This window comes from Aeromonas sp. QDB31 (genome assembly GCF_027707605.1).
GTDB classification, from domain to species: Bacteria; Pseudomonadota; Gammaproteobacteria; order Enterobacterales; family Aeromonadaceae; genus Aeromonas; species Aeromonas media.
Map to the genome: position 1 here is coordinate 40,768 of NZ_JAPCIX010000012.1, position 18,230 is coordinate 58,997.

Here is an 18,230-nt window from a genome sequence, read left to right on the forward strand (position 1 = left end):
AACGAGCGGAGAACCTCGCAATGGCACAGCATTTTGACTATATCGCCATCGGCGGCGGCAGCGGCGGCATCGCCTCGGCCAACCGGGCTGCCATGTATGGCAAGAAAGTCGCCCTGATTGAAGCCAAAGAGCTGGGGGGTACCTGTGTCAACGTCGGCTGCGTGCCGAAGAAGGCCATGTGGTATGCCGGCCAGATCGCCGATGCCCTGAGGTATGGATCCGACTACGGCTTCGATACCACCCTCAATCACTTCAGCTGGGCCAGGCTGGTCGAGTCCCGTCAGGCCTACATCGGCCGCATCCACAAGTCCTATGAGAACGTGCTGGGCAAGAACCAGATCACCGTCATCAAGGGCTTTGCCCGTTTCGTCAGCAGCAACACCATCGAGGTTGATGGCGAGCAGTACAGCGCCGATCACATACTGATCGCCACCGGCGGCCGCCCCGAGGTTCCGACCATACCAGGTGCTGAATTCGGCATCGACTCCGACGGCTTCTTCGAGCTGCAAGCCCAACCCAAGCGGGTCGCCGTGGTCGGCGCCGGCTATATCGCCGTGGAGATCGCCGGCGTGATGCAGGCACTCGGCTCCGAGACCCACCTGGTGGTGCGCAAGCATGCGCCGCTGCGCAACTTCGATCCCATGATCCACGAGACCCTGGTGGAGATCATGGCCCAGGAAGGGCCCAAGCTGCACACCCACGCCGTGCCCAAGGCCGTGGTCAAAAACGCCGACGAAAGCCTGACCCTGCAACTGGAAGATGGCCGCCATCTCACGGTGGACTGCCTGATCTGGGCCATCGGCCGCATGCCCGCCACCGACAACCTCAATCTGGCCGCCACCGGCATCACCCTGGACGAGCAGGGCTTCATCCCGACCGACAAGTTCCAGAACACCGCCGTCGCCAACCTCTATGCGGTGGGTGACAACACGGGGCGCATCCAGCTCACCCCGGTGGCCGTCGCGGCCGGTCGTCGCCTCTCCGAGCGGCTGTTCAACAACAAGCCCAACGAGCACCTCAACTACGATCTGGTACCGACCGTGGTGTTCAGCCACCCACCCATCGGCACCATAGGGCTGACCGAGCCGGAAGCCATCGCCGAATACGCTGAAGATCAGGTGAAGGTCTACCGCAGCCAGTTCACCGCCATGTACTCGGCGCTGACCCAGCATCGCCAACCCACCCGGATGAAGCTGGTCTGTGTCGGCCCGGAAGAGAAGGTGGTCGGTCTGCACGGTATCGGCTTTGCGATGGACGAGATACTGCAAGGTTTCGGCGTTGCCATGAAGATGGGTGCCACCAAGGCAGACTTTGACAACTGCGTTGCCATCCATCCGACCAGTGCGGAAGAGTTTGTGACAATGCGATAAGCACGTTTGAAGCTGGCCTGTCACTATCAGGCCAGCTTCAATAACTGCGTTCCCACTCCTCATCCCACCAGTGCAGAAGAGTTTGTGACAATGCGATAAGCACGTTTGAAACTGGCCTGTCACTATCAGGCCAGCTTCAACAACTGCGTTCCCACGCCTCATCCCACCAGCGCGGAAGAATTTGTCACGATGCGCTAAGCACGTCGAAGCCGGCCTGATCACCATCAGGCCGGCTTCGACAACTGAATTCCCCTTTACAGCCCTTGACGTGCCGCATCCAGAGCGGTCCAGCGTTCGGCGACATGAAGCGGCGGAATCGTCACCAACTCGCGGCGATCGAACCCGACCAATGCAGCATCAACCAGCTCGCCCACTTCCATCACCTCGGGGAGAGTGTTGACATCCACACCTGCATGCGCCCAGATTTCGGTGCGGGTTGTGGCCGGCAACACGGCTTGCACGTAGACCCCTTTGGGTGACAGTTCATGAGCCAGCCCCTGCGACAAAAACAGCACGTAGGCTTTGGTCGCACCGTAAAGAGAGATACCGAACTCGGGCGAAAATCCCACCACAGAACCAATGTTGACGATGCTCCCCGTGCCGGATTGCGCAAGGCGCGGTGCGATCGCTGCGGCGAGCCGCGTCAATGCGGTTATGTTCAGCGCGATCTGGGATTCGATGGCCTCGGGAGATTGCTCCAGAAAATGCCCGGATTGCGGCATACCGGCATTGTTAATGAGGATGCCGATACGTGCGTCATGCCGCAGGCGAGTTTCCAGTGCCGGCAGCTCTGCCGAATTGGTCAGGTCAGCCTGCAGCACCTCAACGGCTATCTGGTGTTGCTCACGCAGGCGCATGGCCAGTGCATCCAGGCGCGACTTGTTGCGCGCAACAAGAACAAGATCGTGGCCGCGACGAGCAAAACGTTCAGCATAGGTGGCTCCGATACCGCTGGAGGCGCCGGTGATAAAAACAGTCGGAAGTGTGGTCATGTTATTTCCTTGATATGAGTTACGTGGGTGAACGAACCAATGCAGCCGTGATCACTGCTTGATGCTGACGACGACCTTGCCCCTGGCGTGGCCCTTGGCGAGGTACTCCAGCGCTTCTTTGGCCTGGTCGAACGGGAATACCTTGTCGATCACCGGCTTGATGCGTTGAGCGTCGAGCAGCTCGCCGATTTCGGTGAGTTGGTCGCCATCGGGACGCACAAACAGGAACGAGTAGGCGATATTCCGCTTGTTCGCCCGCGACCTGATTTTTCGGCTCATCAGCCCGAACAGGAGGCGGAGCAATACGTTCAGCCCCCGGGCCCGCGCGAAGGCAGCATCCAGCGGGCCGGTGAGGGAGATAATCTTGCTGCCCGGTTTGAGGATATCGATGGCTTTTTCGATCGCATCTCCCCTGACGGTCCCCAGCACGGCGTCGTAGCCGTGCAGTTGGTACTCGAATGCCTGTTGCTTGTAATCGACCACCTCATCGGCCCCCAGCTCGCGCACCAGTTCGATGTTACCGCTACTGACGGTGGTGCCCACCTTGGCCCCCAGCAGCTTGGCAAGCTGGATAGCAAAGGTGCCGATGCCACCGGATCCGGCAGGGATAAACACCTTTTGACCAGCCTGCAGATTGGCGCGCTCCTTCAGCGCTTGCCATGAGGTGAGCCCGACCATCGGGATCGAGGCGGCTTGCACGAAATCCAGATTGGCTGGTTTCAACGCCGCTGCGCGCTCAGGCACCACCGCAAATTCGGCCAGCGATCCGGTTCCGAAATCGAAAATACTGGCGAAGGCGGCATCGCCCGGCTTGAAACGGGTCACCTGACTGCCAACCTCGGTCACGACACCGGCCAGATCGCTGCCCAATGTGGCGGGAAGCTGAAAGTGAAGCACCGGTTTGAACATGCCGGTCGGAATCATGTTGTCGATCGGGTTCAGGCCAGCGGCATAAACCTGAACCAGCATTTCGTCCGCCTTCAGTGCGGGACGCGGGATATCCGTGAGCCCAATCTCCGGCGACTTGCCGTAACGTTTGAATGTGAGTGCTTTCATGGTTCGGTCATTCATCCTTGGCTGTGCATCGGGGTCAGGTCTGCGTCATCCGCGAGGAAGGCCAGCACCTCGGGCACAAAGGCCCGATAGTGCTGAAAAATGCCACCGTGCCCCGAGTCGGGGTAAATCGTCAGTCGGGCATTCGGCAGCCGGCGAGCCATGTCCGCTGATAGTCTGCTATCGACCATCAGGTCATGGTCACCATTGGCCACGAACACCGGTTGCGTGATGACCGAGAGATCATCCGGCGCACTCAATCCCGCACTCCGGATCGCCTTGAGCTGGGCATATCTGGCCTGCAGGGAGATGGGCTGGTCACGGTCAGTCGTGCGCGCTTTCAGGCGAGAGAAGTACTCTTTTGCCGCGCGCTTGCCATCAGGTGTGCGGGGAAAAAACAGGAAGTGCCGCGGATCGTTCAGCGTCAATGCCGCTTTGAGGTAGGCGGTGGCGGCAATCTTGTTGATCTCGTCGATACCGCCACCTCCCCGCGGCCCGGTCCCAGCAAGCACAATCCGGCGCACCAGATCCGGCGCCTGCAAAGCCACCATTTGCGCCACACCACCACCTAACGAAAACCCGAGCAGATCGACCTGCGACAATCCCATGGCGCGAATAAAGGCGATGGCATCACGTCCCATCTCCTCAATGGTATGTGGCACCGCTCCCCCCGAGGCGCCGACGCCGCGATTATCGAAAGCGATAACCCGGCGCTTCGCCGCGATGCCATCGATAACACTGGGATCCCAGTCATCGAGTACCGCCATCAGATGGTGCAAAAAGATCACCGGCACACCGGTGTCGGGGCCCAGCGCCCGATAGGCAAAAGATGTTCCGTTCACATCAAGGGTACGGGTCGGCACATCTTTCCAATGCATATGCCCTGTCTGACGTAGTGTTGTCACCGGGCGGTGACCGGCAGATCTCCCGGTTATCGAGGCGATCCCCATCTTCTTTGTAACCATGTCCGAGATCTCCGTGTTGGGTGGATTGTTTGTGGTTGCAGTGTTACTATCAAATTGATATCAACTTACTATCAATTCACAACCAAGTCACTATCAAAACAGTATGAACATGAAAAAAAGTTACGATACCCCATGCCCAATCGCGCGCAGCATGGCGATTGCTGGTGATGCATGGAGCATATTGATCCTGCGCGATGCCCATGCCGGTCTCACTCGCTTTGATCAATTCCGGAAAAGTCTGGGGATAGCACCCACGATGTTGACCCGCCGACTGGCGACGTTGACCGAAGAGGGTTTGCTAGAAAAAAGGCTGTATTCTGAACATCCACCCCGTGAGGAGTATCTGCTGACCGCCGCCGGTCGCGATTTTCTACCGATACTCTTCATGATTGGTGAGTGGGGTCGCCAATATCGGGGCGACGACAACATGATCCGTTTCTTCGATATGGAGGCCGGCACAGAAATCAAAGCCATCGTGGTCGATGAAGTGACCGGGGCAAAAATTGGGACCCGCCCGCTGCGCGTGGTGATGCCTGATGAAAACTGACAGATGATTTGGCAATCGCATCGTCTTTCACCCAAACCCGGCCCAGGCCGGGTTTTTTGATCCCTCCCCACCCGTTCGCCTCTGAAACCGGCGTTCTTTACGCCGATTTTACGATCCCCAAATGCCCCTTTATGGCGCCTTTACGGCCGTTTTACATACCCTTTCAGCGTCAATGACACCAACGGAGTCGATATGGATTTGCATCGACTCTCGGCGCTAATTATCTCAACGGAGTCGTTATGAATTGGCTATACCTGCTGCTGATCCTCGCTCTGATCGGTTATCTGATGCGTGCACTGATGCACAGCGACCATGAGTGAGGGATCTGATATGTGGCAAGAAATAATCTATCCGGTGGCCTTCGTGCTGCTGGTCCTGCTGCCGGCACCCCTGCTCGGCAGCTATATGTATCGTGTGTTCGAGGGCAAGAGCCGCTGGCTCGCGCCGGTCGAGCGCGCCACCCTGGCCTGCTGTGGCACGGACGGACGGGAGCAGGACTGGAAGTCCTACGCCCTCAGCCTGCTGGCCTTCAACGGCGCCGGATTCGGTCTGCTGTTCCTGATCCTGATGGCCCAGGGCCTGCTGCCCCTCAACCCGCAACAGCTGCCGGGCCTGAACTGGCAACTCGCCTTCAACACCGCGGTCAGCTTCATGACCAACACCAACTGGCAAGCCTATTCCGGTGAGGCCAGCCTCTCCTACTTCAGCCAGATGGTGGGACTCACTACCCAGAACTTCGTCTCGGCCGCCACCGGTGCCACTGTCGCTATCGCACTGTTTCGCGGCCTCTCCCGCCAGCAGACCATACACCTTGGCAACTTCTGGCAGGATCTGGTGCGCTTCTGCCTCTATGTGCTGCTGCCCATGGCGTTGCTCATGGCGCTGCTGCTGGTGTGGCAAGGGGTTCCCCAGAGTCTGTCGGCCTATCTGCCGTTCCACGCCCTGGAAGGTCAGGAGCAGTTGTTGCCGCTCGGCCCTGCCGCCTCGCAGATCGCCATCAAGCAACTCGGCTCCAACGGCGGCGGTTTCTTCGGCGTCAACTCGGCCCACCCGTTCGAGAACCCGACCGCCCTCTCCAACTGGCTGGAGATGGTCGCCCTGCTGACCATTCCCGCCGCCCTGGTCTGTACCCTGGGCCGTTACGTGAAGGATACCGGCCACGGCCGCGCCATCCTCACCGCCATGACGCTGCTGTTCGTGCTGGGGCTCGGTCTGTCCGTCTATCAGGAACTGCAACCGGATCCGGCGCTCGCCCAGCTCACCACCCAGGCAGGCAACTGGGAAGGCAAGGAGAGCCGTTTCGGCCCTGTACTCTCCAGCATCTGGGAAGTGGCGACCACATCGGCCTCTAACGGCTCTGTAAACGCCATGCACGACAGCTTCACCCCGCTGGGTGGCATGGTCGGCATGATCAACATGCTGCTCGGTGAGGTCATCTTCGGCGGCGTGGGTGCCGGTATCTACGGCATGATGCTATTCGTGCTGTTGACCGTGTTCCTGTGCGGCCTGATGGTTGGACGCACCCCGACCTATCTCGGCAAGCGTCTCGGGATCACCGAGATGAAATGGGTAGTCGCCAGCATGCTGGTGATGCCGGTCGGGGTTCTGGTGATCGGCGGGGTAACGCTGCTGATGCCGGATGCCACCACCATCATGGGTCACGACGGTCCTCACGGTCTGTCACGCCTCATCTATGCCTACGCCTCGGCCGCCGGCAACAACGGCTCGGCCTTCGGGGGCTTCGCCGCCGCAGACAACTGGCAGTGCGTCGCCATCGGTCTGGCCATGCTGCTCGGTCGCTTCGGCTACATCATTCCGGTACTGGCCATAGCAGGTCAGCTCTCGCGCGCCTCCCAACAGGATGCCGGCGAGGGTGACTTCCCCATCCGCGGTCCGCTGTTCATCACCTTGCTGATCATCACAGTGCTGCTGATAGGCGGTCTCTCCTTCCTGCCGGTACTGGCGCTGGGCCCCGTCGCCGAGCATCTCCTGATACTGGGAGCGCTCTGATGACCCTGTTCATGTCAGTCACTTTACCGATGCCAATGACCGAACATCTGATGCTGGGAGCATTCAAATGAGCAAGTCCATCTCCATCCCTGCCCGTACCGAAAAGGTGAAGGGCAAGGGCAAGAAACAGACCTCACAAGTCGTGCAGGCCATGATCGAAGCCTTCTATCGCTTCAACCCCAAGGCGCTGTTTGGCAGCCCCATACTGTTCACCCTCTGGCTGGCCGCCGTGATGGCGACCGTGGAGTCCCTGCTGGGCCAGCCCCTGTCCGGGGTCACTCCCAGCCTGGCCTGGCAGCTGACGGCCTGGTTGTGGCTGACCCTGTGGTTTGCCAACTTCGCCGAAACCCTGGCAGAAGGCCGCGGCAAGGCGCGGGCCGACAGCCTGAAGGCGGGCATGAGCCAGCTCCAGGCACGCAGGGTGCGGGATCTGAAAGATGGCCAGGGCGAATGGGTCGCGGCCACCAGCCTGCAAAAAGGGGATCTGGTGCTGGTGCGCAGCGGCGAGATGATCCCGGCCGACGGTGAAGTCGTTGCCGGTATCGCCTCCGTCAACGAGGCCGCCATCACAGGTGAATCCGCCCCCGTCATCCGCGAGTCCGGCACCGACCGCAGCGGCGTGACCGGCAACACCACTGTGGTGTCCGACGAGATCTGGGTCCGTGTGACCAACAATCCCGGCGAGAGCACGCTCGACAGAATGATCGCGTTGGTCGAGGGAGCCAAGCGCCAGAAGACCCCGAACGAGATGGCACTCGATGCCCTGCTGGTGGGTCTGACCCTGATCTTCCTGCTGGTGGTCGCCACCCTGCCCTGGTTCCTCGACTACAACGGCACCCAGGTACCGCGGCTCTACCTGCTGGCCCTCTTCATCACCCTGATCCCGACCACCATAGGGGGCCTGCTCTCCGCCATCGGCATCGCCGGCATGGACCGGCTGGTGAAACTGAACGTGATCGCCAAGTCAGGTCGTGCCGTGGAGGCCGCCGGTGACGTGCGCACCCTGCTGCTGGACAAGACAGGCACCATCACCTTCGGCAACCGCATGGCCGACGAGCTGATCCCTGCCCCCGGTGTCGATCCCTCCCTGCTGGCCCAGGCCGCCATGCTGGCCTCCCTCGGCGACAACACCCCCGAGGGCAAGTCCATCCTGACCCTGGCTGGCAAGAGCATGGCCAAGCCGAGCCAGCTCGAGAGCGACAAGGTGATCCCCTTCAGCGCCGAGACCCGGTTGAGCGGTCTGGATCGCAACGGTCATCAATATCGCAAGGGGGCCGTGGATGCGGTGCTCAACTACCTTTCCCTCGATCGCAAGGGAGTGCCCGAGCTCATCCTGAAGGCGGTCGACAACATCGCCCGTCAGGGCGGTACCCCGCTGCTGGTCTGCACCCACGAGCAGTTGCTGGGGGTGGTGTACCTCAAGGACATCATCAAGCCAGGCATCAAGGCCCGCTTCCAGATCCTGCGTCACATGGGGATCCGCACTGTGATGATCACCGGGGACAACCCGCTGACCGCCGCCGCCATCGCCGCCGAAGCCGGGGTGGATGACTTCATCGCCGAGGCAACCCCGGAGAAGAAGCTGGCCTATATCCGCCAGGAACAGGCCGATGGCCGCATGGTCGCCATGTGCGGTGACGGCGCCAACGACGCACCGGCCCTGGCTCAGGCGGACGTGGGACTGGCCATGAACGAAGGCACCCAGGCCGCCAAGGAGGCGGGCAACCTGGTGGATCTGGACTCCAACCCCACCAAGCTGCTGGACGTGGTGCTGGTGGGCAAGCAGTTGCTGGTCACCCGGGGCGCCCTGACCACTTTCTCCATCGCCAACGACGTGGCCAAGTACTTCGCCATACTGCCGGCCCTCTTCATCGCCGCCTACCCGCAGCTGGGGGCGCTGAACCTGATGCAGCTCGGCAGCCCAGAGAGCGCCATACTGTCGGCCATCATCTTCAACGCCCTGATCATAGTGGCGCTGGTACCGCTGGCGCTGCGGGGGGTCAACGTGAAGGGCTCTGCCGCCAGCCTGCTGCGCCGCAACCTGTTGATCTATGGTCTCGGTGGCCTGGTCGTGCCCTTCATTGGAATCAAGTTGATCGACCTGGTCATCACCGGCCTGGGGCTGGTGTAACTAACTGACTGAGATGCGGGCCAACCCGCATCCCCCTCAATACCCTTTGGAGCAAGAGAATCATGATAGCAATCAGAACCCTGCTGACCCTGACCCTGCTGCTGGGTGTCGGCTACCCCCTGGCCGTCACCGGACTGGCCCAGCTGCTGTTCCCCTGGCAGGCCAACGGCAGCCAGCTGACAGATGCCAAGCAGCAGCTGGTCGGCAGCGCCCTGCTGGCGCAGAAATTCGAGCGGGCGGAGTACTTCCACTCCCGCCCCTCCGCCAGCGACTTCACCACCATAGGTAGCGGCGCCAGCAACTTGGGGGTGAGCTCCCCCCTGCGCAGCGAATTTGCCAAGGCCCAGGGTAACTACCAGTCCCCCGCCATGCTGACCCGCTCAGGTTCTGGCCTGGATCCCCACCTGCCTCTGGATGCCGTGCTGGCCCAGGTGGATCGCGTCGCCAAGCAACGCGGGCTGGATCCCGCTTCCCTGACGGAGCAGGTCAAGTCGTCGACACAAGCTGGTATCCTTGGCCCCCAGGTGGTCAACATACTCCAGTTGAATCTGTTGCTCGATCAGCACAAGGACGCATGATGGCGCGCCAGGCTGCCCCGAGTTGGAGGGCGACCCAGATTGTCGAACCGAGCCGGCAGTTGCTCCATAAGGATGATGATGCGTGATGTGGTAAAAGCGGGTGCCTTGCTGACAAGCATGAAACAGGAGCACGGGAATGCGTGATGAGGTACAGGCGGGTGCCTTGCTGGCAGGCATGAAGCAGGAGTACAGGAATGCGTGATGAGGTACAGGCGGGTGCCTTGCTGGCAGGCATGAAGCAGGAGCACGGGAATGCGTGATGAGGCTCGGGCCGACGCCTTGCTGGCAAGCCTGGAAGAGGAACACAAGGGCAAGCTGAAGGTCTTCCTCGGCGCCGCCCCCGGCGTAGGCAAGACCTACGCCATGTTGCAGGCGGTACGGGAACAGGCCAGGGAAGGAGTCGACATTCTCATCGGCGTGGTCGAGACCCACGGGCGCCAGGAGACCCTGGCGCTGCTCGACAAGCTCGCCATCCAGCCACGCAAACTGCATCACCACCGCCAGCAGCGACTGGAGGAGATGGACCTGGATGGCTTGCTCGAACGCAAGCCCGCCATCGTAGTGGTGGATGAGCTGGCCCACACCAATGCCCCCGGCAGCCGCCACGAGAAACGCTGGCAGGATGTGGAGGAGTTGCTCGGCGCCGGCATCGATGTCTACTCCACCCTCAATGTTCAGCACCTGGAAAGCCTCAACGATCTGGTGTGGCAACTGACCGGGGTCAGGGTCAAGGAGACCCTGCCCGACCAGGTGCTGCTGGAAGCGGACAGCATAGTCCTCATAGACCTGCCCCCCAAGGAGCTGCTCGGCCGGCTCAAGGAGGGCAAGGTCTATGTGCCCCATCAGGCCAAGGCCGCCCTGCAATCCTTCTTCTCCCTCAACAACCTGACCGCCCTGCGCGAGCTGGCGATGCAGACTGCCGCCAGCCACGTGGAAGGGGATTTGCAACTGCAGTGGCAGGCGGCGGGCAAGACCACGCTACCGCTGCGGGGCAAGCTGATGGTCTGCCTCGGGGATCAGCACGGGGCCGCCCTGGTACGTTACGGCCACCGCTTCGCCCAGCGTCGCCAACTGCCCTGGCTGGTAGTACACATCGACAGCAAGGGGCAACGTTCCCCTGAGCTGGAGCAGGCGCTGGCGCTGGCCTCCCAGCTGGGTGCCAGGGTGCTGACGCTCTCCAGCCCGGCGGTCGCCGATGCCCTGCTGGAGACAGCCGAACAGCAGCAGGTCTCACAGCTGTTGCTTGGCAAGCCCCACAGCCCACCCTGGCGCCGCTCCCTGGTGCAACACCTGCTGAAACAGGCGCAGGGATTCGAGATCACACTGGTGGACACCGGGAAGCGCAAACCCAGCCTGAAGTTGCACCCTGCAGGCCCCAGGGAGATTCGCCAAAGCCTGCTGGCCCTGCTGATCATGGGAACGACCTCGGCCATCGCCTGGGGCTTCTCTCACTGGCTGCCCTCCGCCTCCCTGCCACTGCTGTTCGTACTGGGGGTGCTCGCCACTGCCCTCTCCACCAGCCTGGTGCCCGCCATCCTGGCGGCAGTGCTGGGGTTCGTCGGCCACAACCTGCTGTTCACCGCCCCCTACTTCTCCCTGAGCGTCGCCAACCACAGCGACCTACTCAATCTGTTCGTGCTGCTCATCGTCGGCATGACGGCCGGGCGTCTCGCCTCCCGCCAGCGCCAGCAACTGGTGGGCTTGCGCGAGACCCAGCAGCTTGGCAACGCCCTGCTCTCTCTCAGCCAGGGATTAGCCACCGCCAGCAGCCCGGTGGAGGTGCTCAGGCAGGGTACCCAGGCCATCTCCCTGGCCCTGGGACAGCCCGTGTTTGCCCTGGATGAGGAGTACCAATACAGGGCCGGAGACGAGGTACGGGGACCTGGCCAGACTGACAAGGCCGCCATCGACTGGTGCCTGGCCCAGAAGCAGAGCGCGGGGGCTCACACCGCCACCCTCAATGCGGCAGAGGCCCAGTATCACCACCTCACCGATGATCTGGTGCTGGGGATACGGCTGGCCAGCCCGCTCGCCTCCTCCGCCGAGCACCAGTTGCAGGCGTTGCTCACCGACATCCGTGCCGCCCTGGCGCGGATCGATCTCAACGAGCGGTTGGCCGACAGTCAGTTGCAGGCGGAGACGGATCGGATGCGTGCCGCCCTGCTCTCCTCGGTCTCCCACGATCTGAAGACACCGCTCGCCACCATCATGGGGGCCGGCAGCACACTACTGGAATACGGTGACCGGATCAGTGCCGAGGATCGCAGCGAGCTGCTTCACTCGGTGCAGGAGGAGGCGCGCCGTCTGCACAGCTATGTGCAGAACCTGCTGGACATGACCCGCATCGGCTCCCCGGACTTCCAGTTGAAGCGGGAGTGGGTCGACCTCGCCGACCTGGTGGAGAGTGCCCGCAAGCGGCTGGACTCCTCCTGGCGCCAGCACAGGCTGCTGATCCACTTCGATCAGCAGATCCCCCAGCTCTATGTGCACGGTGCCCTGATCGAACAGGTGCTGGTCAACATCCTCGACAACGCCTCCCGCTACTCGCCAGCCGGCACCCCCATAGAGTTCAAAGTGATGCTGGCGGACCCGGACCTCATCATCGACATCATCGACATCGGGGTTGGCATCGCGGAGTCGGATCGGGACAAGATCTTCAATCTGTTCTACACCCAGCCGGTGGGGGATTGCGGCAGTCGCGGCACCGGACTTGGACTCGCCATTTCCCGCGCCATGATAGAGGCCCACGGTGGTCGCATCTGGGCATTCTCCGGCCCCAACGGCAACGGTACCTGCATGCGCATCTCCCTGCCGCTCTCCCTCAACTCACCTGAGGTATGATGCGTACATTTCGGGTTCCTGACCCTTCAACACTCGCCTCTGGAGGTTAGATGGCTCATATCCTGGTCATTGATGATGAAGCGGCCATTCGCCGCTTTCTGCGGATCAGCCTGATTGCCGAAGGGCACCAGGTGAGCGAGGCGGTGGGTGTCAACGAAGGGCTGGCGCAGTATCGCCACCTCAATCCCGATCTGGTGATCCTGGATCTCGGCCTGCCGGACGGGGATGGTATACAGATCTTGCAGGCCATCCGCGAGCATCACCCCAACCCGGTGCTGGTACTGTCGGCTCGGGATTCGGAACAGGAGAAGGTACGGCTGCTGGATGCGGGGGCCAACGACTACATGAGCAAGCCGTTCGGCATCGGGGAGATGATGGCCCGCATCCGCGCCTTGCTGCGCCAGCGAGCCGGAGTCAGCAGCGGCGAATGCCGCCACTTCCCGCAATGTGGTCTGAGCCTGGATACCGGCAGTCACAAGGTGACCATGAAGGATGAAGAGATTTCCCTGTCTCGCAAGGAGTTCGCCCTGCTGCAGGCCCTGGTGTGTCACCCTGGCAAGCTGGTGATGCAGACCCAGCTGCTCAACGACATCTGGGGGCCAAGCCACAAGGAAGATACCCACTATCTGCGCATCGTCATCGCCAGCCTGCGCAAGAAGCTGGGGGATAACCCCCAGCAACCCAGTCTGATCGAAACCGAAGCCGGCATCGGCTACCGTTTTATCGGTAGCTGATGTTTCACGTGGAACGCCGTCCGCTACACAGTACGGCCACTAGACCACAGCCAACTATCAGCAGACCCAGATCCTGCAAGCCGGCCGCCAACGCCAGCCCCAGGCTGAGCAGCAGGTAGTAGGCCAGCCCGAACAGGGCACCGGCGCTGCCTGCCACCTCCCGATAAGCCAGCAAGGCCTGACTCAATACGTTGGGGATAGCGATACCATAGGCCACCACAACGCCCATCATGGGCAGCAGGAACCAGAGCGAACTCTGGCTCGCCCACACTGCAGCACCCGCTCCCAGTGCCAGCGATGCGGCCAACTGGATGAGTGAGGCCGGTTGCCACCCTTTACCCAGCAGGCGCTTGTTCAGCAGGCTGCCGAGCAGGGTCGCCAACGCCAGTACGGCACCGGAATAACCAAACTCGCTGGCACTCCACCCCTGCTCAGCGAACAGAAAGGGCGCCAGGCTGTAGTAACCGAACAGCATGGTATTGAACAGGGCGACCAGCAGGGCGCTGCGCCAGAGTCCACCATCCCGAGCCATCCGGCACGCCAGTGGCCAAAGGGCAATACTGGTCGTGGTTTCTGGACGGGTTTCCGGCAACCGCCAGCTGGCGATCAATCCCAGCACCAGGGCCAGCACCATCAGGCCGCTGAAGACCCCCAGATAGCCAAACTGCTCGGCCAGCAGACCACCACTCACCAGCCCCAGCACAGGGCTGATGGACAGGGCCGCCCCCATCACAGAGAAGACCTTGGCCAAATCACTGCCCTGGTAGCTGTCACGCAGCATGGTCTGGGTCACGACCGATCCCACGGCGGCCCCAAAGGCCGAGATGATCCTGGCCAGCAGCAGAGTTTCAAATTCGGTCGCCAGCAACGCCAGCAAGGTACCGAGTCCGTAGGTCAACAGACCGGCCAGCATGGCCGGGCGCCGCCCTATCAAATCACAGAGCCGACCCCAGCAGACGACACCCACGGCAAACGCCAGAAAATAGACCGACAGGGTCTGGGACGCCTGCCCGTCGCTCACCCGGAACTGGGTGGCGATCTGGGTCAGCGCCGGGCTGTAGATGGTCTCCACTATCTGGGGGAACATCATCAATCCCACCACCAGCCAGAGCGGTGGCAACTTGTTGTTCATGACAAATCTCCTTAAATAAGAGGTTGCCATTCTAGAGAGACTCTAAATGTCTGATTACAATATCCAGGACTATAAACATCAATAATCGGACATATGGCCTTTATTCTTCCCGATCACCCTTTCGACCCCGACCGCCTGAATGGCGGCGTGATCGGCATTGCCTCCGCGCTGGGTTGGCATGATTCCGGCCAACATGTGCACCAATGCCACCAGCTGCTGTTTGCCCAGGCCGGGTGCATGACGATAGAGCTGGGCAACCAGGTCTATCTGTTGCCACCCAGCCGGGCGGCCTGGCTGCCGGCTGGTGTGCCCCATCAGGTTTTGATGCGCGGTGTGGTGGCCTATCGCTCCCTTTACTTCACGCCACAGCCAGAGCTGCCAGCCAGCGTGCAGGTGGTGGCAGTCAATCCACTGCTGCGGGAAATCATTGAACGAATGGCGCTCTGGCCATGGAATAAGCCTGAAGCGGAACAGCGCCTGACATTGGCGCTGTTCATGGAGGAGCTGGCGCAAGCACCGCGGGAAACCTGGCAACTGCCACTACCAACGGATGCGCGACTGGGGGCTTGGCTACAGGAGATAAAGCGGGGCAACATCCTGCCCGAGCGGCTCAACCGGCTGGCCGAGCGGGTGGGTGCCAGTGACAAGACCATAGGTCGCATCTTCATGAAGGAGACCGGCATGAACTATCAGGCCTGGCGCCAGCAGTGGCGATTGTTGCGCGTCATGGAGCTGCTGGCCGAGGCCGTGCCCATCAGCCGGATTGCCACTGCGCTGGAGTTTTCCAGCGACAGCGCCTTCATCAGCTTCTTCAAGCAACACACGGGACAAACTCCCCTGCGTTACCTCAACTCTCGGGGTGAGTCGCATCAGCCGAGCTAGCTTCTACCACCAGGGTATCGAGCGCCAGTGGCTTCAAGTTGCTGAGGGCATCCAGCACCACAGCCCGGGATGCCTGCTGCTGCTGGGCCAGCATCTCCTGCCCCAGTTTGGCGGTATCCAGCTCAGGTCTGAGGTTTTCAATTGCCATGACATTCAGGCTCAGGGTGCTCATTATCAGGGTGGCGATCAGGGTCTTCATCTGGTTTGCTCCGGTATGATTGAGATGACCAGAGAGTTATTCCAATAGTCGTGCCAACTATATAAGTAGTTGATTTTGTTTAAATAAAATAAAAACAGATTCCATTTGAGGCATCCACTTCCATCTTATTGGTTATTTTAAAACCCATAAGTGGTTATTTTTACCACATCCATTTTCCGAAGCCCGTTCCACGTGGAACGTCCCATGATTTTGATCGACACCCGCTTTTAAACTGAGATATGGTGCTAGCTCCCCCGTAACTGACTCTGGATCTGTCACCGAATGGAATTCTCCTTGTTCGGCGAGAAGTTCACTCGCCACGCCGGCATTACCCAACTCATGGATGACCTCAATCAGGGTCTGCTCAATCCGGACGCCATCATGCTGGGAGGCGGCAATCCGGCCCCCATCCCCGCCATGCTGGAACGCTTTCAGACCGAGGCCAAGCAGCTGCTTGACAATGGCGAGCTGATCAAGGCCATGGCCAACTACGATGGCCCGCAAGGCAAGGACAGGTTCACCAAGGCGCTGGCCGCCCTGCTCAAGAGAGAGCTGGGCTGGGACATCTCGGCCCGCAACATAGCCCTGACCAACGGCAGCCAGAATGCCTTCTTCTATCTGTTCAACCTGCTGGCCGGCGAGTTCGCCGATGGCCGCAAGAAGAAGGTGCTCTTCCCCCTGGCCCCCGAATACATCGGCTATGCGGACTCGGCCCTGGCGGAGGATCACTTCGTCGCCTACAAGCCCACCATAGAGAAGCTGGCCGACGGCCAGTTCAAATACCATGTGGATTTCGAGAGCCTGGAGGTGGGCGACGACATCGGAGTGATCTGTGTCTCCCGTCCGACCAACCCCACAGGCAACGTGCTGACCGATGAAGAGATTGAGCATCTGGATCAGATCGCCCGCGACAAGGGGATCCCGCTGCTGCTCGACAACGCTTACGGCGTGCCCTTCCCTGGCATCATCTTCAGCGAGGCCAAGCCGTTCTGGAATGCCAACACCATCCTCTGCATGAGCCTCTCCAAGCTGGGCCTGCCGGGCACCCGCTGCGGCATCGTCATCGCCGACGAGAAGATCATCCAGGCCATCACCAACCTGAGCGGCATCATCAACCTGGCGCCTGGCAGCCTGGGACCCGCCATCACCATCCCCATGATAGAGAGCGGCGAGATCATCGCCCTGAGCGAGCAGGTGGTGAAACCCTTCTACAAGCAGAAGGCCGACTTCGCCGTGCAACTGCTGCGAGAAGCCATTCCCGATCCGCGCTTCCACATCCACAAACCGGAAGGCGCCCTCTTCCTCTGGCTCTGGTTCGAAGGCCTGCCGATCCACTGCCAGGCGCTCTACGAGCGGCTGAAGGCGAAGAACCTGCTGATAGTGCCAGGTCACTACTTCTTCCCCGGCATCGACGACCCCGAGTGGCGCCACAGTCAGGAGTGCATCCGCCTCAACTACTCCCAGAGCGAGGAGCTGGTGCGGCGCGGCATCGCCATACTGGCGGACGAAATCAACGCCATTTACCGCGGCAGCTGACTCGCCTGCAGATAAAAGAAAGGCCTGCGATCGCAGGCCTTTCTCGTCTCTGGTGTCAGGCTCCCCGGCCTGACATTCCCGGCTTAGCTCGGCAGCGCCAGCTGATCGGGTTTGCCGATGGGGATGGCGCGGGGCTTGAGTGCCTCCGGCAATTCGCGGGCGAGATCTATGGTCAGCAGACCATGCTCCAGCCTTGCCCCCTGAACCTCCACGTGCTGGCTCAGCTTGAAGGCGAGCTCGAAGTCACGCTCGGCGATCCCTTGATGGAGGAACTGACGCTCGCCAGCCACAGCGGCCTTGCGCCCCTTCACCTTGAGGGTGCCGTTTTCGGTCTCCAGCTCCAGCTCGTCGCGCTCGAAGCCAGCCACGGCAACCGTGATGCGGTAGCCGTCATGCTCCCGCTTCTCGATGTTGTAAGGGGGATAGGCTGCCGCCTTCTGGTCGAACAGGCCTTCCAGCTCGCGGGCCATCCGCTCGAAGCCGACGGCATTGGAAGAGAGGTGAGAAAAATCGAGGTTACGCATAATCCTATCCTTCTAATAAGCAACAGGTTTGACTCTCCACAGGCCCGTCATCGGCACCCGGGAAATGTGAAAATCGCAGTGAGTTCAGGCTGTCAGCCGTTAATCTCTATCTTGCGGGGCTTCATCGCCTCGGGCACTTCACGGGCCAGATCGATGTGCAGCAGACCATTCTTGAGATCGGCCCCTTTCACCCGCACATAGTCGGCCAGCTGGAAGCGACGCTCGAAGCCGCGCTCGGCGATGCCCTGATAGAGATAGTGGCGCTCGGTGTCAGCCTGCTTGTTGCCTTTCACCGTCAGCAGATTTTCCTGGAAGCTCAGCTCCAGCTCTTCCTGGGTAAAGCCCGCCACCGCCATGCTGATGCGGTAGTCGTTGTCACCCAGCTGCTCGATGTTGTAGGGGGGATAACCAGCATTGCCATTGCTGGCTGCAGATTCGATGAGATTGGCCAGACGATCGAAACCAATGGCAGAACGATAGAGCGGAGAAAAGTCGATAGAACGCATAGTATTACCCTCTTGTGAGCGATAACGGATTGTTTGCCCTCCTGATGGACGGGCGCCTGGTCGAAACCTCTGTCGAGCGTTCCGGCCTTGTTACCTATATAGGGGCTCACTTTTTCCTTTCAAGGGATTTTTTTAAGATTTTTTACTTATGAGGCGCTCCATCCTGTTGACCCGATAGTGATGATAATCGACCCATGGGCCACTGATGGCAACGCGCTCCGCCCCCCATA

At 60.9% G+C, this 18,230-nt stretch carries 16 protein-coding genes; 9 read left to right on the plus strand and 7 right to left on the minus strand.

What is annotated here, in order from left to right; all coding sequences use genetic code 11:
* Positions 1-20 precede the first annotated feature (20 nt).
* Positions 21-1,370 carry a glutathione-disulfide reductase gene (gorA, locus tag PG898_RS13405; RefSeq protein ID WP_270824384.1) on the plus strand — a complete coding sequence of 450 codons (1,350 nt, stop codon included), beginning with the start codon at positions 21-23 and terminating at the stop codon, positions 1,368-1,370.
* 254 nt (positions 1,371-1,624) lie between these two features.
* On the opposite strand, the gene PG898_RS13410 is transcribed toward gorA, so the two are convergent.
* Genes PG898_RS13410 through PG898_RS13420 form a run of 3 tightly spaced genes read right to left on the minus strand, consistent with a single transcriptional unit; the run spans position 1,625 to position 4,380 of the window.
* A complete protein-coding gene (locus tag PG898_RS13410; protein ID WP_270824383.1) occupies positions 1,625-2,362 on the minus strand; it encodes an SDR family NAD(P)-dependent oxidoreductase in 738 nt (245 codons plus the stop codon).
* Between the two features lie 51 nt (positions 2,363-2,413).
* Positions 2,414-3,418 carry an NADP-dependent oxidoreductase gene (locus tag PG898_RS13415; protein WP_270824382.1) on the minus strand — a complete coding sequence of 335 codons (1,005 nt, stop codon included), beginning with the start codon at positions 3,416-3,418 and terminating at the stop codon, positions 2,414-2,416.
* 11 nt (positions 3,419-3,429) lie between these two features.
* The gene (locus PG898_RS13420) at positions 3,430-4,380 is read right to left on the minus strand and encodes an alpha/beta fold hydrolase (protein ID WP_270824381.1); all 951 of its coding nucleotides are present in this window, start codon (positions 4,378-4,380) and stop codon (positions 3,430-3,432) included.
* A 109-nt stretch (positions 4,381-4,489) separates the two neighbouring features.
* Here PG898_RS13420 and PG898_RS13425 point away from each other — a divergent pair, with 109 nt between their 5' ends.
* The 6 genes from PG898_RS13425 to PG898_RS13450 all read left to right on the plus strand — a co-directional run bounded on the left by PG898_RS13425 (position 4,490) and on the right by PG898_RS13450 (position 13,221).
* Complete coding sequence (locus PG898_RS13425; protein ID WP_226170909.1) at positions 4,490-4,927, plus strand: winged helix-turn-helix transcriptional regulator; 438 nt, start codon at positions 4,490-4,492, stop codon at positions 4,925-4,927.
* Positions 4,928-5,257: 330 nt separating this feature from the next.
* Positions 5,258-6,937, plus strand: coding sequence for a potassium-transporting ATPase subunit KdpA (gene kdpA / locus PG898_RS13430; RefSeq protein WP_270824380.1), 1,680 nt, complete (start codon positions 5,258-5,260; stop codon positions 6,935-6,937).
* Between the two features lie 67 nt (positions 6,938-7,004).
* The gene (gene kdpB / locus PG898_RS13435) at positions 7,005-9,068 is read left to right on the plus strand and encodes a potassium-transporting ATPase subunit KdpB (protein WP_270824379.1); all 2,064 of its coding nucleotides are present in this window, start codon (positions 7,005-7,007) and stop codon (positions 9,066-9,068) included.
* A 62-nt stretch (positions 9,069-9,130) separates the two neighbouring features.
* The gene (locus PG898_RS13440; RefSeq protein WP_218410670.1) at positions 9,131-9,646 is read left to right on the plus strand and encodes a potassium-transporting ATPase subunit C; all 516 of its coding nucleotides are present in this window, start codon (positions 9,131-9,133) and stop codon (positions 9,644-9,646) included.
* A 252-nt stretch (positions 9,647-9,898) separates the two neighbouring features.
* On the plus strand, positions 9,899-12,487 hold the full coding sequence (locus tag PG898_RS13445) for a sensor histidine kinase (protein WP_270824378.1): 2,589 nt from the start codon (positions 9,899-9,901) through the stop codon (positions 12,485-12,487).
* A 50-nt stretch (positions 12,488-12,537) separates the two neighbouring features.
* A complete protein-coding gene (locus PG898_RS13450) occupies positions 12,538-13,221 on the plus strand; it encodes a response regulator (RefSeq protein ID WP_270824377.1) in 684 nt (227 codons plus the stop codon).
* A gap of 4 nt (positions 13,222-13,225) precedes the next feature.
* Here the strand turns inward: PG898_RS13450 and PG898_RS13455 are convergent, their stop codons facing one another.
* A complete protein-coding gene (locus PG898_RS13455) occupies positions 13,226-14,353 on the minus strand; it encodes a multidrug effflux MFS transporter (RefSeq protein WP_270824376.1) in 1,128 nt (375 codons plus the stop codon).
* A gap of 93 nt (positions 14,354-14,446) precedes the next feature.
* On the opposite strand from PG898_RS13455, the gene PG898_RS13460 reads away from it, so the two are divergent.
* Complete coding sequence (locus PG898_RS13460; RefSeq protein WP_270824375.1) at positions 14,447-15,235, plus strand: AraC family transcriptional regulator; 789 nt, start codon at positions 14,447-14,449, stop codon at positions 15,233-15,235.
* Here the strand turns inward: PG898_RS13460 and PG898_RS13465 are convergent.
* Positions 15,201-15,434 carry a hypothetical protein gene (locus PG898_RS13465; RefSeq protein ID WP_005326321.1) on the minus strand — a complete coding sequence of 78 codons (234 nt, stop codon included), beginning with the start codon at positions 15,432-15,434 and terminating at the stop codon, positions 15,201-15,203. The genes PG898_RS13460 and PG898_RS13465 overlap by 35 nt on opposite strands.
* Before the next feature lie 282 nt (positions 15,435-15,716).
* Between PG898_RS13465 and PG898_RS13470 the strand changes: the two genes are divergently transcribed.
* Complete coding sequence (locus tag PG898_RS13470; RefSeq protein WP_043132726.1) at positions 15,717-16,970, plus strand: valine--pyruvate transaminase; 1,254 nt, start codon at positions 15,717-15,719, stop codon at positions 16,968-16,970.
* An 83-nt stretch (positions 16,971-17,053) separates the two neighbouring features.
* Here the strand turns inward: PG898_RS13470 and PG898_RS13475 are convergent, their stop codons facing one another.
* Together PG898_RS13475 and PG898_RS13480 are read right to left on the minus strand one after the other, a co-directional pair.
* Positions 17,054-17,494: an Hsp20 family protein gene (locus tag PG898_RS13475; RefSeq protein WP_139751710.1), complete on the minus strand. Its 441-nt coding sequence runs from the start codon at positions 17,492-17,494 to the stop codon at positions 17,054-17,056.
* 92 nt (positions 17,495-17,586) lie between these two features.
* A complete protein-coding gene (locus PG898_RS13480) occupies positions 17,587-18,000 on the minus strand; it encodes an Hsp20 family protein (RefSeq protein ID WP_025325189.1) in 414 nt (137 codons plus the stop codon).
* Between the last annotated feature and the right edge of the window lie 230 nt (positions 18,001-18,230).